We start from the raw sequence: 15,726 nt of genomic DNA, 5'->3' as shown, positions 1-15,726 counted from the left end.
ATTTTAAATTAACTTATGCTAACTTTCTCTGAATACCGCATCGACTCTACTCTGCACGAAGGCGTCGAAACAATAATCTATCGCGGACAAAGAGCGACAGACGCGCCCCCAGCAATTCTGAAAGTCCTCAAAGCCGAATATCCCACACTCGAAGCCATTACCAGGCTCAAGCACGAATATCAAATCCGCCAAAATTTAGACCGCGAACAAATTGTCAAAGCCATCAGTCTCGAAACCTTTGACCACCGATTAGGACTGGTTTTAGAAGATTTTGGCGGCGAATCTCTCGGAAATTTTTTGGAAAGAGAAACACTGAGTGCGATTCCCTCCGGGATAGCTTCGCTTCACGAAATTTTAAACATCGCCGTCCAAATCGTCAAAGGCTTAGAATACCTGCATCAAAATCAGATTATTCACAAAGACATCAAACCCAGCAACATCATAATTAACTCGCAAACAAAACAAGTAAAAATCACCGACTTCGGCATTGCTACAAAACTAAACAAAGAAAACCCGCAATTTAACAATCCCAACTCCGTCGAAGGCACATTAGCCTATATGTCTCCCGAACAAACCGGGAGGATGAACCGCACCCTCGACTACCGCACAGACTTTTATTCCCTCGGAATTACCTTGTATGAAATGCTGACAAAAAAATTGCCTTTTCCCAGCAATGACCCCTTAGAAACCGTTTACGGCCACATCGCAGTTCAACCAATGTATCCCCATCAAATCAATTCTGAAATACCGGAAGCCATTTCAGAGATAGTGATGAAAATGATGGCAAAAAATGCCGAAGGTAGATATCAAAGTGCTGCCGGATTGTTAGTAGATTTAGAAATTTGTTTGCATCAGTTAGAAACGACTGGCAAAGTTTCCGATTTTACCCCCGGACGCTTAGATATTCTCAGTCAGTTATTAATTCCCCAGAAATTGTACGGTCGGGAAAATCAAGTCAACCAACTATTAGCAGCATTTGAACGAGTAGGCGGGGGTTTAACTAACAATTCCTTAGAAAGCTCAACCACTTTTCAACAAAATTTGCCCCCATCCGGCACAAATGAACTGATGCTAGTATCTGGTTATTCTGGTATCGGTAAATCAGCAGTAGTTAATGAAGTTAGCAAACCAATTACTCGCTCGAAAGGTTACTTCATTAGCGGCAAATTTGACCAATTAAAACGAAATATTCCTTACGCATCATTGATTCAAGCATTTAACTCGCTACTGCGCCAGTTGCTAACAGAAAGCGCTGCTTCTATAGAAACATGGCGCACTAAAATTTTAACAGCTTTGGAAACAAACGGTAAAGTAATTGCCGATGTAATTCCTGAACTTGAATTAATCGTTGGCAAACAGCCAGAAGTGCCAGAACTCGGTCCTGTAGAATCGCAAAATCGCTTCAATCGAGTATTCAAAGAATTTATTCGCGTTTTTGCGCAAAAAGAACACCCGCTAGTGATTTTTTTAGACGATTTGCAGTGGGCTGATTCAGCAACATTAAAGTTAATGCAAATACTGATAACTGACCCTGACCAGCAATATTTGTTGCTAATCGGTGCTTATCGAGATAATGAAGTTAGTCCCACTCATCCTTTAATTCAAACTGTAGAAGAGATTGAAAAGACGGGCACGGTTGTCAACAATATCGTGCTGCAACCGCTGGCTTTAAAAAATGTGATTGAATTAGTCGCTGAAACACTTAATAGTCGCATGGATAAAGTAAATAATCTAGCAGAGTTAATATGCAATAAAACTGGCGGAAATCCTTTTTTCTTGACGCAACTACTCCAAGCACTTTATCAAGAAAATCTTTTAAAATATGACTTTAGTCCCATGATATCTCCGGTTACCAATGAGGAAGGTAAAGGGGGTTGGAATTGGAGTATCGATGAAATTCAAGCCATTGGAATTACCGATAAAAGTGTGGTGGAACTGGTAGCCAGCCGCATTGAAAAACTCCCAGCAGCCACGCAAAAAATGTTGAAATTAGCAGCTTGTGTGGGGGATAAATTTGCTCTAGATGTGCTGTCAATTGTCAGCGAAGAGTCAGCTAATACTACAGCCATTGAACTTTATTCAGCTTTGCAAGCAGGGTTAATTCTGCCCTTGAGCGATGCTTATCGGATTCCTTTAGTTTTCAATCGAGCCGAATCAATTAATCTCAAGTTAGATACTTCGCGGGTAACATACAAATTTTTGCACGATCGAGTTCAGCAAGCCGCATATTCGCTAATTCCCGAAGACAAAAAGCAATCGACTCATTTAAAAATCGGTCAGTTACTGTTACTAAATACTCCACCAGACAAGCTAGAAGAAAACATCTTTGATATCGTCAATCAATTGAATATCGGAATTGAGACGATTAGCCAGTCAGCAGAAAAGATGCAGTTAGCAAAATTAAATTTAACTGCTGGACGCAAGGCAAAAGCGGCTGCTGCTTATGAAGCTGCTGTTAGGTATTTGCGGGTGGCTATGGAATTATTGCCAGCGGATTGTTGGCAAAGTCAGTATGAGTTAACGTTAGCAATTTACGAGTCAACAGCCGAATCTGAATATTTAAACATCAACTATGAATATTCAAAAAAGATGGTCGATATCGTACTGAAAAAATCTAAACTTTTACTGGAAAAAGTGAATGTTTATGAACTTCAAATCCAGTCTTACAATGCTCAAAATAGACCCTTGGAAGCACTAAACACGGGACTGGAAGTGCTGAAACTATTAGGTATTTCTTTTCCTCTCAACCCTACCTTGCTAAATATTGTGGCTGGACTGATCGACACAAAACTAAGTTTGGGATTCAAACGAATTGAGGATTTAGCTAACTTGCCAGAAATGACCGCTCCCGACAAACAAGCAGCCATGCGGATTTTATCACGGATTCTCAGCAGTGCTATTCAGGCCAAACCCCTACTGGTACCGCTGCTTACATTTAGGATGGTCAAGCTGTGCATTAAATATGGCAATTCGCCTTATGCAAGTATTGCCTACGTTTATTATGGCGTAATTCTGTGCAGGCTGGGAGACATTAGCTTGGCATACCAATTCGGCCAACTGGCAATTAGGCTGTTAGGCAAATTTCCATCCCGTTCAATCAAAAGTAGAGTTTATGCAGTCTTTGGTTCTTTTCTTCAACAATGGAAAACAGATCTCAAGTCAGGATTAGGCGATATCAAGGAAGGTTTTCAAACCGGGATGGAAACTGGAGAGTTGGAATATGCGGCTTATTCTATTAATATATATTGTACTTATAAACTGTCGATGGGGGAGCGTCTCGATCTGGTTGAAAAAGAGACTGGTAAGTATGTGAAATTAATGCAGCAATCTCAACTAGAAATGGCTGTACAGTATATAAGTGTAGAGAGACAGACAGCCCTCAATTTGTGTGTCACAACTGCCGAACCATGCAATTTAGTTGGCGAGAGTTTTAATGAATTCAAAACGCTCCACCTTTTAATAGAAGCTAAAAGCTTTATGGTAGTTTGTTTGGTTTATAATGCCAAAAGTATGCTTAATTTTATCTTCCGAAACTACGCGCCAGCATTGGAAAATTCAAGGTTATTTGAGAAATATGAAGAAGCCGCCGACGGACTTTATGTAGTTTCAGTGAATAATTTTTACTACTCTCTTAGTCTCCTCGCTTTGTATTCCCAAGCTGGCAAAGGGGAGCAAAAGCAATATCTAAAAAAAGTGGAACATCTCCACAAAAAGATGAAAAAGTGGGCAGTTCATGCTCCGATGAATTATCAACACAAATACGACTTGGTAGCAGCCGAGAAAGCGCGAGTTTTGGGGCAAAATACCGAAGCAGTGGAATTGTACGATCGCGCAATTGATGGAGCTGCCAAAAACGGTTACATTCAAGAGGAAGCATTAGCCTATGAATTAGCAGGAGAATTTTATCAAGCTTTGGATAAAGAGGTAGTTTCTCAAGCATATCTGACTAAAGCCTATTATGGATATATCCATTGGGGAGCCACAGCTAAAGTTAAACACTTGGAATTAACACATCCTTTCTTAGTAGCACAGACGCGTACAATTCAAACTCCAACCCTCGATGTCACCCGCACTACTACTGGAAATAGTACCAGCAGTAGTTTAGGCGATTTCTTAGACTTAGCTACTTTTATTAAGTCGGCGCAAGCCATTAATAGTGAAATTGTTCTAGAAAAATTGTTGACCAAATTAATCAAAATTCTTTTAGAAAATGCGGCGGCTCAAAAAGTAGTGCTGCTGCTGCTGAAAAACGATATCCTCTGCATAGAAGCTACTGGCACTCATGCGGAGGATACAGTGACTATTTTACCGTCTATTCCAGTAGAAAATCGTCAAGATGTACCCCTTTCTGTGATTAATTACGTACACCGCAGTCAAAAGCATCTGGTTTTAGACAATGCGACTGTTGCCGAACCTTTTAAGGTGGATAGCTATATTCGGAAAAATCAACCCAAATCAATCCTCTGTTTGCCGATCATCTATCAATCTCAGCGGCGGGGAATAATTTATCTAGAAAATGCTTTGACGGTAGGAGCCTTTACGGCAGAGAGAGTAGAAGTATTCAAAGTGTTAATTTCTCAAGTTGCTATTGCCGTAGAAAATGCTGGTTTGTACGCGCGGGAGCAAGAGAAATCTCACCAGTTAGAAAAGTCTTTCAATGAACTGCAACAGGCGCAACTCCAACTGATTCAAAGCGAAAAAATGTCGGCTCTGGGCAACTTGATTGCAGGGGTTGCTCACGAAATTAACAATCCTCTCGGTTTTATTGCGGGTAATGTTGATGCTGCTGCTGAGGCTAGCTTAGATTTGATTGATTACTTGCAACTTTACCAAGAAAAATTTCCTAATCCTGGAGATGAATTAGAGGATAAAGCATCGGAGATTGAGTTAGAATATTTGATGGAAGATTTGCCTAAAATGCTTTTATCTATGAAATCTGGTACAGAGCGCATCCGCAATATTAGCACGTCTTTGCGCACTTTTTCCCGCGCTGACAGTGCAAATAAAGTGTCAGCAAATATTCATGAGGGCATCGACAGCACTTTGATGATTTTACAGTATCGCCTGAAAGCTCAAGATACTCGCCCCGCGATTAAAATTATCAAAGAATACGGAAATATTCCGCCAGTAAAATGTTATTTTGGGCAACTGAATCAGGTATTTATGAATTTGCTGGCAAATGCGATCGACTGTTTTGAGGAATCCAATCAGGACCGCACTTACGCTGAAATTGAAGCTTTACCGAATACGATCGCCATTATTACTCATTTCTCCGAGGATAACAACAGCGCGGTGATTAAAATCAAAGATAACGGTCAAGGGATGTCATCGGAGGTGAAGTCGAAAATATTTGACCATTTATTTACTACCAAAGGAGTAGGAAAAGGTACGGGTTTGGGGCTGTCTATCAGCAGGCAAATTGTGGAAGAAACCCACGGCGGTAAACTGACTTGCGAATCGATGCTGGGAGAAGGTTCGGAATTTGCGATCGCACTTCCTTTGAATTAAAATTATGGAACTATGGCGTGTTTTAAAATCCGGATCTCCCCCCTAACCCCCCTTAATAAGGGGGTGACAAGACTATGCTCAAAGTCCCCCTTTTTAAGGGGGATTTAGGGGGATCGAGACTCGGATAAAAACGGCACAACACATATATGAAAATTTGTCAATGCCTAATTATTTCTGAAAAAGTCCGCTGTTGGCAGTCTACATTCGGCAGTATGCAGTTACATTGTTAGCTAAATGTAATAACTGTATTTGATAGGAGTTTTTCGAGTGAACGCTGCCGAACAAGCCAGAAATATAGAAGTTGCCAGCAAAATTGCTGCTGTTGTTAATTTATTCAAGTCCGAATTCCCGGATGCAAAAGTTGATTTGAAACCTTGGATGAATGACGAGGATACTAGAGAACTTGTCGATCCAGATTCGATCGACATTGGCTTCCATTTTCCCGGTAGAAGCCGCTTGTTGCAAAGCCGCAGCATCTTGATTCAAATCCGATTTTACCAAGATCCGGTGGAAGGATATCGGCGGGCGATCGGGGTTGAGGCAGCCGGTTACGATCATACTGGTCAGCAGTGGCGCTTTTCCACCGTGGAAAATTGGAGTTTTTTCGGTGCAACCGAACCCGCTGCGGAGTCTGCCGAAAAGCTCAAACACTTTTGCCGCGAGATATTCGGTTTGTTTAATAGTTAAGTTCCAGGGACTGTAGCAGGGATTTGACGCCACATCCTAAGTAAATTGATATCAACGATCTGGCACCATTTCTAATAATCCCTTTAGAGGCGGCGTCGGAGCAACGGCCCACAATAAAATTTAATTTTTGTGGAGCAGGCATCATGCCTGTTTTTGACAATGGTGCTTGAGTGTGAGTTATTTCAAACTATCGCAATTGTCTATCGACCTACAGCCAACTGCATAAACAGATTTGTAAGTTGTCGATCGCTTGCCAAATAAAGTATAGCGGTTGTCGCGGACTTGTTCGTAAACGCGATCGCCCATCCACTTCATCCCCGGCATTGCCCGGTAAGCAGCCACAAACACCTCGCCAGCAGGCAATATCCGTCCGATTTCCTCCGCCGCATCGCTGCCTTGCCAGCGGCGTTCTGGATTCTCCGCATCTATCAAAATCATCCCCATTTCGCAGTCAGCAGAAGTTATCCCAAAGCGCTTTAATTGCTCTAAATCTTGCATCGAAATATACTCAAAATTTTTGCCTTTATCTAAGTTTTCTAGTAACTGCACCAAGGTAACGCAGAGATTGCAATTACCGTCGTAAATTACGTTGTAATTCATGTGATAACTTCCTAATTTATTCACTAACTATTCCACGATTTGCACCTGATGAGCTAACTGTCAGGTGCAAAATGCACCTGACTAACTAACTCTTTTCCTTACAGGAATCTCGATCGCAAATTCCGTGCCTTGACCCGGTGCGGAATGGCATTTAAGCTGCCCGCCGTGCTTTTCTACCACAATTTGATAGCTGATAGACAGCCCCAAACCAGTACCTTTACCCGGTTCTTTCGTAGTAAAAAACGGATCGAACAACCTTTCGTGAACATCTATCGGAATCCCCGGCCCGTTGTCAGCAATCCGAATCACAATATGAGAAGGATGCCGCCTCGAAACATCAGAAATAGCACGATCTCCCTGCATCAAAGCATCCTGTTCGTACTTTACATCCGTACAAATCCGCAGCGTAGGCGAAGGACAATAAGGAATAGGTGCCAGTTCCCCCTCAGCCCACTTTCCGGTTTCCATTGCCTCTTCCAAAGCATCAATTGCATTGCCGATAATATTCATAAAAACCTGATTCAACTGTCCCGCATAACACTGTACGCGCGGCAAATTACCGAACTCTTTGAGCAGCACAATTTTAGGATGCCCTGCGGTTTCTTTCAACCTGTGTTGCAAAATCAACAAAGTGCTTTCAATCCCTTCGTGAATGTCAACCTGTTTTTGTTCCGCTTCATCCAAGCGCGAGAAATTCTTCAGTGACAGCACAATTTGGCGAATTCGCTCGGCTCCCATTTTCATCGAATTTAACAGTTTCGGCAAATCTTGGAGCAGAAAATTAAAATCAGCATCATTTATCTCTTGTTGAATTGCCGGTGTTGGATGCGGGTATTCCTGCTGGTAAAGTTGCAGCATTTTTAGCAAGTCTTTAAAGTAATCGTCAGCGTGCATGACATTGCCGTAAATAAAGCTAACGGGATTGTTGATTTCGTGAGCAACGCCAGCGACTAATTGCCCCAAACTTACCATTTTTTCATTTTGAACCATCATGCTTTGAGTTTTATGCACGTCCCGCAGGGCTTTTGCCAATTCTTGATTTTTACTCCTCAATTGACTTTCGGAAAGCTGCACCGCTTCTTCGGCGTGTTTGCGCTTGGTAATATCTTTGCGAATTGCTACATATTGATGAGGTTCTCCGCTGGTATTTAAGCAAGGTACAATCGTAGTATCCAACCAGAATAATGTACCGTCTTTAGCTTGATTTTTCATTTCTCCCCGCCAAACCTTTCCCTGGCGGATGGTTGACCAAAGCTGCTTGAAAAAATCGGCTGGGTGATAGCCAGAATTAACAAGTCTGTGGGTTTTGCCGATCAGTTCTTCTCGGGAATATTTAAATAGTTCGCAAAATTGATCGTTGACATAGGTAATGGCTCCGAATTCGTCGGTATTCGAGACAATCGCCGATTGATCCAAAGCAAATTTTTCAAATTCCAACTCTTGGAGAGTTTGGCGCAATTCTGCTTCGGCTTGTTTGCGATCGCTAATATCGGTAATCATCCGCAACACCCCTGAAAATTCGCCCTCAGCGTCGAACATCGGCGTCGCCGAGACGATCGCCCACAAGTGAGATCCGTCTTTGCGAGTAAACTTAAAATCGTGGCGTTCGCGAATGCCTTGCCGCCTGCGGTGCACGTAACTTTCAGCTATTTTTATACAGTCGCAGTCGATAAACTCAAATAGCGATCGCCCCAGCATTTCCTCTACAGTATACCCCAGCATTTCGGCCATCCGAGAGTTAGCAAAAGTCGTGATACTTTCGCTGTCAAACATCCAAACGCCCTCCGAAGCCGTCTCGACAATGCAGCGGTAATAATTCTCCCTCTCCCTCAGTGTTTCCTCTGCTTGCTTGCGATCGGTAATATCAGTTTGCACCGCAATAAAACCTTCCAGTTCCCCATTTTCTTGATAAATTGGGGCGATCGAAAGCGCCACCCAATAACCCCTTCCATCCTTTTTGTAATTGTAAATTTCCTGATTAAACGGCACCCCCGCAGCCAAAGCCGATCGCAGTTGAGCAATAGTTAGCGGGTCTGTTTGAGGGCCTTGCAGTACATCACCCGGTTTTTTTCCCTGCATTTCTGCCAGCACGTAACCGCTAATCCGAGTAAATCCTTCATTCACCCATTCAATGCAGCCTTGAGCATCAGTAATAATCACACCATTTTGCGTTTTTTGAGCCACAATAGCCAACCGCGACAATTCTGTTTCATTTTTTTTGCTTTCAGTAATATCTTCAGCAATACCCAGAATGTACTTAGGCGCGCCCGAATCGTCAAACAAAGGAACTTTTTTCGTGTGCAAAATCCGCTTTCCGCGGCGCGGAAGTTGGATAGTTTCTTCTGGCAAATCTATACCTTTTCTCGTTGCAAACACTTCTAAATCTTGTGTTTGCAAGTAATTTGCCTGCTCTGATTCCAACAAATCAGCGGCATTGTTTAAGATAACTTCATCGCTGGAATAGCCAAACAATTCTTCGCTAGCAGTATTCCAATAAATAAATTTTTGCTCTACAGCATCTTTAATAAAGACACTAATCGGCAGATTTTGCAGTACCGCATTCAGAAAATCTTGAGTGTTTCGCAGGTTTTCTTCAGCTCGCTTTCGTTCAGTAATATCCAAAATCACTCCGTCGAGATAAACAACCCGAGACAGAGAATTTGCCACCGGCGAAACCGGCGAAACAACAGCCGACAAAAAGCCCTCAATTTCCCCTTGTCCCTCTTGTTTTCCTCTAGCCTCGTCCGCCTCGCAGCAAACAACTTTGCCTTTTTCGTAAACCCAGCTAATTTCGCCGTCAGCCCGGACAATCCGGTATTCAAGGATGTACGGAGTTCTGGTTTCTACACTTTTTTTGACAGTAGCCTCCACATTTTTGCGGTCTTGAGGATGGATAATGCTGGCAAAAGAACGGACGCGATCGTTGATAAAATCAGAAGATGGATAGCCTGATATTTCTTGAACGGCATCGCTCAAAAACGCCATTGTCCGTGTTAATCCCCCGTCGCCCGTAAAGTCGCAGGTACAGCGGTAGACAGCACCGGGAATATTAGCTACTAAATTTTTATATCGTTCTTCGCTATTTAACAAACATGGGCCGTCTCCGTTATTGCGATCGCCGTTCTTAAATTTAGAAGAATTCGAGGAAATTTGCATGATTTTTTTCACTTGTGAGTGCGGGGGCAAGTGTTAGAGTAGATGACCGTATAAAAAGTGAATTTAATTTGCGTAATTATGCGTTATTAATTAATATAGTACAAAATTAGTTCTCCGAACATTCAGAAAATTTGATGGCGGCTAATAGGTAGAGCTAATCAAAGCTAGAGATGTAGAGGGAAGAGGGAAGTTCGGCAACGGATTCTGTAACAGCTTTAACGGAGTTAACGAATTTAACCCAGGGATGTTGAGGTTGGAGGTTCGAGGGAACATTTTCCGACTCTCCCCCTCTCCGACTCTCCGACTCTCCGACTCTCCCCCTCTCCTACTCGCCGTCTCGTTACAATAAGATAAGTTGCCTTGCTACCGACCAGCCCCTCAAACAAAACATCATGACTCAACAACAACCCCGGATTTGCATTCTCGGCGGAGGCTTCGGCGGACTCTACACAGCCCTGCGCTTGAGTCAGTTACCCTTCTCCAAAACCGAAAAACCCGAAATTGTTCTAGTTGACCGCCGCGATCGATTTTTGTTCGTTCCCCTGCTGTACGAACTGCTGACCGGCGAGCTCCAAACCTGGGAAATTGCCCCGCCGTTTGCGGAACTCTTGCAAAACACAGGTGTGCGCTTTTGTCAAGGTACTGTCTCCGGCATCGATGTGGAGCAAAAACGAGTGCAGTTGCACGAAGGGCCAGAAATTCCGTGCGATCGCCTGGTTTTAGCTTTAGGCGGCGAAACCCCTCTAGATATGGTTAAGGGTGCCGTTGAATACGCTTACTCGTTTCGCACCCTCGACGACGCCTACCGCTTAGAAGAAAGACTGCGATTTTTAGAAGCCAGCAATACCGATAAAATTCGGGTGGCGATCGTCGGGGCCGGTTATTCGGGAGTAGAATTAGCTTGTAAATTAGCCGATCGACTCGGAGACAAAGGTCGCGTGCGGTTAGTCGAACAAGCCGACATGATTCTGCGGACATCACCGGAGTTTAACCGCGAAGCAGCCAGCAAAGCTTTAGAAAAACGGCAAGTGTGGATCGACTTAGAAACAGAAGTAGAGGCGATCGGATCGGATACAATCTCCTTACTTTACAAAGGACAAGTAGATGTTCTCCCTGTAGACATAGTATTGTGGACAGTAGGAACTCAAGTTAGTCAAGCAGTGCGATCGCTACCCCTCAAACAAAACCGCCGCGGTCAATTAACAGTCAATCCGACAATGCAAATTATCGACCATCCAGATATATTTGCCTTGGGAGACTTAGCTGAATGTCACGATGCAACTGGTCAAAAAGTCCCCGGAACAGCCCAAACAGCCTTCCAGCAAGCTGACTACACCGCCTGGAACATTTGGGCATCCCTCACCGGCCGCCCATTACTTCCTTTCCGCTATCAGCCGCTAGGAGAAATGATGACATTAGGAATAGACAACGCCACCCTAGCCGGTTTAGGAATTAAACTCGACGGACAACTAGCACACATTGCTCGCCGCTTAGCCTATCTTTATCGGATGCCAACATTTGACCATCAACTAAAAGTTGGTTTCAATTGGATTAGCAAGCCGATTCAAGAGTTGCTTAAAAGCTAATCAATGCTTCTTCAAATAGAGCGGCAACAGGCAAGATGCCTGTTCCACAAAAATTCAATATTCTTGTGGAATGGGCATCTTGCCCGTTCCCAAAAAATTCAATATTCTTGTGGAATGGGCATCTTGCCCGTTCCCAAAAAATTCAATATTCTTGTGGAATGGGCATCTTGCCCGTTCCTATAGAGAATCTTAGCCAAAATACAAAATGCAAACTCCTACAATTCAACAGCCAAAAACCGAACTTCCGCCCCTAATTCAGCGCGAGATTCTCTTCGGCAACCCCGAAAAAACTAGCCCCAAACTTTCACCCGACGGCAAGTATATCGCCTACATTGCACCCGACGAAAACAACGTCTTGCAAGTGCAATTGCGTACCGTCGGTCAAGCCGACGATCGCCAACTGACAGCCGATAAAAAACGCGGCATCCGCATCTTTTTCTGGACTTACAGCGGCGAAGAACTCATTTATCAGCAAGATATTGATGGTGATGAAAAATGGCATTTATTCTCAGTCAATATCCAGTCAAATCTGGTTCGCGACTTGACACCATTTCAAGGTGTTCGATCTCATCCGATCGCCCTTGACCGCAACTTCCCTAATGAAATATTAGTGGAAATGAACATCAGCGATCGACGCAAACACGATGTTTACCGCATCAACCTGCAAAACGGTGCCGTTGAACTCGACACCGACAACCCCGGTAACATCATGGGTTGGACTTGGATTGCTGACGCCCAATTTCAAGTGCGGGCGGCCACAGCCACAACTGCCGACGGCAGTACAGAATTGCTATTTCGAGAAACTGCCGATAAGTCTTGGGAAAGCTTGCGACGCTGGGGCCCCGACGATGAAGGCGGTGCCGTCATGTTCTCAGAAAACGGCAAAATTCTTTACATCATCGGCAATCACGATGCTAACGCCAAACGTTCGATCGCACTCGACTTAGAAACCAAACAAGAAACCGATCTCGCCTCGGACCCAGAATACGATGTCGGCGATATTTTGATACACCCCACCAAGCGAGAGATTCAAGCAGTTTCCTTCTACAAAGACAAGCAAGAGTGGCAAATTTTAGATCCAAGCATAACAGAGGATTTTGAGGCGATCGGCAAATTTCGTCCCGGCGAATTCGACCTCACCAGCCGCAACCTCGCCGACACTACTTGGCTAATCGCTTACAGGACAGACGACGACCCAGTCTACTACTATACCTACGATCGCGCCTCCAAAACCTTCACCTTCCTATTCAGCAACCAACCAAAACTCGAAGGGCTGCCGCTGTCATCAATGGAACCCATTTCTTACACCGCAAGAGATGGTTTAACGATTCACGGCTACCTGACAAAACCTGTCGGCGTCGCCACACCCGTAGCTACAGTCTTGCTAGTACACGGCGGCCCCTGGTCGCGCGATACCTGGGGTTACAACTCACAAGCCCAATGGCTGGTAAACCGAGGTTACGCCGTTTTGCAAATTAATTTTCGCGGTTCCACCGGCTACGGCAAAGCCTTTCTCAATGCCGGCAATCGCGAATGGGCCGCTAAGATGCACGACGACTTGCTAGATGGGGTGAATTGGCTTGTAGAAACAGGAATTTCCCAACAGAATAAAATTGCGATTATGGGCGGTTCCTACGGCGGTTATGCCGCCTTAGTGGGATTGACTTTTAGTCCCGATGTTTTTGCCTGCGCCGTCGATATTGTCGGGCCAAGCAATTTGATTACGCTGCTGCAAACGATTCCCCCTTACTGGGAACCGAGAAAAGCAAGTCTGTATCACCGCGTGGGCAATTTGGAAACAGAACCAGAGTTTCTGAAATCGATCTCGCCCTTATCTTTTGTCGATCGCATCCAGAAACCCTTACTCATCGCCCAAGGTGCCAACGACCCGCGAGTTCAATTAGCAGAAAGCGAGCAAATTGTCAATGCCATGAAGCAAGCCGGCAAACCTGTAGAATACGTGCTGTATACAGACGAAGGACACGGATTTGCACGGCCGGAAAATCGCCTGCACTTTTATGCGATCGCCGAAGAATTCCTCGCCAAATATTTAGGCGGTCGATTTGAACTTGCGGGCAACATTGCCAATCATTCTGGCGTGGTGAATCCGCAAACAACTCACAACTGAAAAAGTTTGTAGTGCTGAGATGTTGCACCATTCTCAATAAGCTTTTTAGGAACAGGCAAGATGCCTGTGAAGCGAGAAAATTCACTCTTTGTGGAACAGGCATCTTGCCTGTTCTTGAGAATGGTGCAAGATGTGAGTAGTGAGGACTGAAGTCCTCAAACCTAAAATCCTAGGCAATCAGGACTAAAGTCCTTACTACAAACAAATAACAAATAACCAATAACAAATGACAAAAGTAATTTTTTTAGATGCCGGCGGTACACTGTTTGACGTTCGCGGCAGCGTCGGCGAAGTGTACCAAAAATTAGCCAATAGTTTTGGAGTAACAGTTAACTGTCAAGAGTTAAATGCAGCATTTTCCCAAAGCTTTGCTTCAGCAAGTCCGATGGCATTTCCAGGGATAGAATTAGCAAAAATTCCCCAGCTAGAATTTGAATGGTGGCAAACAGTTTCCGCTAAAGCCTTCCAGATAGCAGGCGTTTATCACCAATTTTCCGACTTTCCTAATTTCTTTGCCCAACTCTACGCTCATTTTGCCAGCGCCGAACCTTGGTTCGTCTATCCCGACGTATTCCCAGCATTAAATAAGTGGCAAAAACAAGGAATTGAATTAGCAGTAGTCTCGAATTTTGATTCCAGAATTTATGCAGTATTAAAAGCACTAAATTTAGCAGAATATTTCACATCAGTGACAATTTCTACTGAAGTTGGTGCAGCAAAACCCCAGTCTCAAATTTTTACCGCCGCTTTGCAAAAGCACAACTGTATGGCCGAGAATGTGTTGCATATCGGCGACAGCTTCAAAGCAGATTATTGCGGTGCTAAAACTGCTGGATTAAAAGCAATTTGGTTGAACCGAGAACAGGAAAAAGTAGAATCCGGCAAATTGCCTTTAACTGAAACGCAAATAGAACAGTGCAGCAGCCTTGATTATTTGGCATTTTAACTTTACAATTTTAACTAACGTACACAATTTAATAAATCAATTATCTGTAAGGTTCGCAGCGCGAACCTTATGGTTATCTGTAGGGTTCGCGATGCGCGCCTTACCGTTATTAACTAACGTACAATATTTAATACATCAATAGCTTTACCGCTATAGGGAGACAGTAGTACCAAATCATGAAAAAAACAGCGCTGACAACTATATTAACAGACACAATCACCGTGTTTTGGGGAGAATGGTTAGATTTGCGAGTCCGAATCTTGCCAGTTGCCGCCGCTGGTTTAGTATCCCCAATAATTTACATTTTAGCTTTTGGTTTCGGGTTGGGAAGTTCCTTGCCTAAACCTGCAATTGGCGGCAATTATCTAGAATTTATGCTGCCGGGAATGGTAGCACTCTCATCAATGACAGTAAGTTTTACCGGCACAGTATTTTCGATTTGCGGCGAACGCCTTTATACTAAAACTTTTGAGGAATTGCTGTTGCTGCCAGTACACCCGCTCGCTTTGCACGCGGGCAAAATGCTAGCAGGAATATTGCGGGGAATGCTGACTTCTGTTTCGGTGATTTTAGTAGCAGTTTTGTTTACTCAAAAGCTCGTCTTTCTGCATCCACTGTTTTTGTTAGTAATAATTCTCAACTCCGCTGTATTTGCGGGCATGGGAGTGATAGTAGGTTTAACCGTAAAATCTATCGAATCAGTCGGATTGTACAACAATTTTCTGATAACTCCGATGTCATTTTTAGGAGCGACATTTTTCGACCCAGCGACGCTGCCGGTAGCCCTAAAAGGCATAGTTTATCTGTTGCCGCTGACTTATGCCAGTATTGGATTGAGAGCCGCTGCTTACGATCTGGCCAAGTTTCCTTGGTACAGCATCCCCATTTTGTTAGTGGCTGCGATCGCCTTTTCTTTAATCGGTGCCCGCCAGTTTACCACCCAGCAAGACTGAAGAAAGCCATTAGTCATTGGTCATCAGTCATTAGTGATTAGTCCAAAAATTACATACAGCAGATTCCACATTTATGAAGTAAACCCGCCTATCGTGAGCTTCTCCTCCCAGGACACGGCAGTGCCGTGTCGCTACAATTAATTGTGGTAGGGACACGGCAGT

8 protein-coding genes are annotated in these 15,726 nt (G+C 43.9%); 6 read left to right on the top strand and 2 right to left on the bottom strand.

The features are described 5' to 3' along the window. Nucleotides 1-15 precede the first annotated feature (15 nt). Complete coding sequence (locus tag QUB30_RS15430; RefSeq protein WP_333334668.1) at nucleotides 16-5,508, top strand: AAA family ATPase; 5,493 nt, start codon at nucleotides 16-18, stop codon at nucleotides 5,506-5,508. 267 nt (nucleotides 5,509-5,775) lie between these two features. Further along, complete coding sequence (locus QUB30_RS15425) at nucleotides 5,776-6,195, top strand: hypothetical protein (RefSeq protein WP_333334666.1); 420 nt, start codon at nucleotides 5,776-5,778, stop codon at nucleotides 6,193-6,195. Between the two features lie 177 nt (nucleotides 6,196-6,372). Here the strand turns inward: QUB30_RS15425 and QUB30_RS15420 are convergent, their stop codons facing one another. Then, nucleotides 6,373-6,795, bottom strand: a complete 423-nt coding sequence (locus QUB30_RS15420) for a DCC1-like thiol-disulfide oxidoreductase family protein (protein WP_333334664.1) — start codon at nucleotides 6,793-6,795, stop codon at nucleotides 6,373-6,375. An 81-nt stretch (nucleotides 6,796-6,876) separates the two neighbouring features. Beyond that, entirely contained in the window at nucleotides 6,877-9,951 is a 3,075-nt protein-coding gene (locus QUB30_RS15415) for a PAS domain S-box protein (RefSeq protein WP_333334662.1), read from the bottom strand. A 392-nt stretch (nucleotides 9,952-10,343) separates the two neighbouring features. Here QUB30_RS15415 and QUB30_RS15410 point away from each other — a divergent pair, with 392 nt between their 5' ends. The 4 genes from QUB30_RS15410 to QUB30_RS15395 all read left to right on the top strand — a co-directional run bounded on the left by QUB30_RS15410 (nucleotide 10,344) and on the right by QUB30_RS15395 (nucleotide 15,564). Continuing rightward, the gene (locus QUB30_RS15410; RefSeq protein WP_333334660.1) at nucleotides 10,344-11,537 is read left to right on the top strand and encodes an NAD(P)/FAD-dependent oxidoreductase; all 1,194 of its coding nucleotides are present in this window, start codon (nucleotides 10,344-10,346) and stop codon (nucleotides 11,535-11,537) included. Nucleotides 11,538-11,742: 205 nt separating this feature from the next. Continuing rightward, nucleotides 11,743-13,665, top strand: coding sequence for a S9 family peptidase (locus tag QUB30_RS15405; RefSeq protein ID WP_333334658.1), 1,923 nt, complete (start codon nucleotides 11,743-11,745; stop codon nucleotides 13,663-13,665). Between the two features lie 226 nt (nucleotides 13,666-13,891). Next, entirely contained in the window at nucleotides 13,892-14,611 is a 720-nt protein-coding gene (locus tag QUB30_RS15400) for an HAD-IA family hydrolase (protein ID WP_333334656.1), read from the top strand. A gap of 176 nt (nucleotides 14,612-14,787) precedes the next feature. Beyond that, nucleotides 14,788-15,564, top strand: coding sequence for an ABC transporter permease (locus tag QUB30_RS15395; RefSeq protein ID WP_333334654.1), 777 nt, complete (start codon nucleotides 14,788-14,790; stop codon nucleotides 15,562-15,564). Nucleotides 15,565-15,726: the final 162 nt, after the last annotated feature.

This window comes from Microcoleus sp. BROC3 (genome assembly GCF_036702515.1).
Lineage (GTDB): Bacteria > Cyanobacteriota > Cyanobacteriia > Cyanobacteriales > Microcoleaceae > Microcoleus.
This window is presented reverse-complemented; position numbering and strand designations above follow the sequence as displayed.

Excerpts from the sequence above, each read along its gene's own strand:
- QUB30_RS15430 (WP_333334668.1), top strand. The coding sequence starts at position 16 with ATGCTAACTTTCTCTGAATACCGCATCGACTCTACTCTGCACGAAGGC.
- QUB30_RS15420 (WP_333334664.1), bottom strand. The coding sequence starts at position 6,795 with ATGAATTACAACGTAATTTACGACGGTAATTGCAATCTCTGCGTTACC.
- QUB30_RS15415 (WP_333334662.1), bottom strand. The coding sequence starts at position 9,951 with ATGCAAATTTCCTCGAATTCTTCTAAATTTAAGAACGGCGATCGCAAT.
- QUB30_RS15410 (WP_333334660.1), top strand. The coding sequence starts at position 10,344 with ATGACTCAACAACAACCCCGGATTTGCATTCTCGGCGGAGGCTTCGGC.
- QUB30_RS15405 (WP_333334658.1), top strand. The coding sequence starts at position 11,743 with ATGCAAACTCCTACAATTCAACAGCCAAAAACCGAACTTCCGCCCCTA.
- QUB30_RS15400 (WP_333334656.1), top strand. The coding sequence starts at position 13,892 with ATGACAAAAGTAATTTTTTTAGATGCCGGCGGTACACTGTTTGACGTT.
- QUB30_RS15395 (WP_333334654.1), top strand. The coding sequence starts at position 14,788 with ATGAAAAAAACAGCGCTGACAACTATATTAACAGACACAATCACCGTG.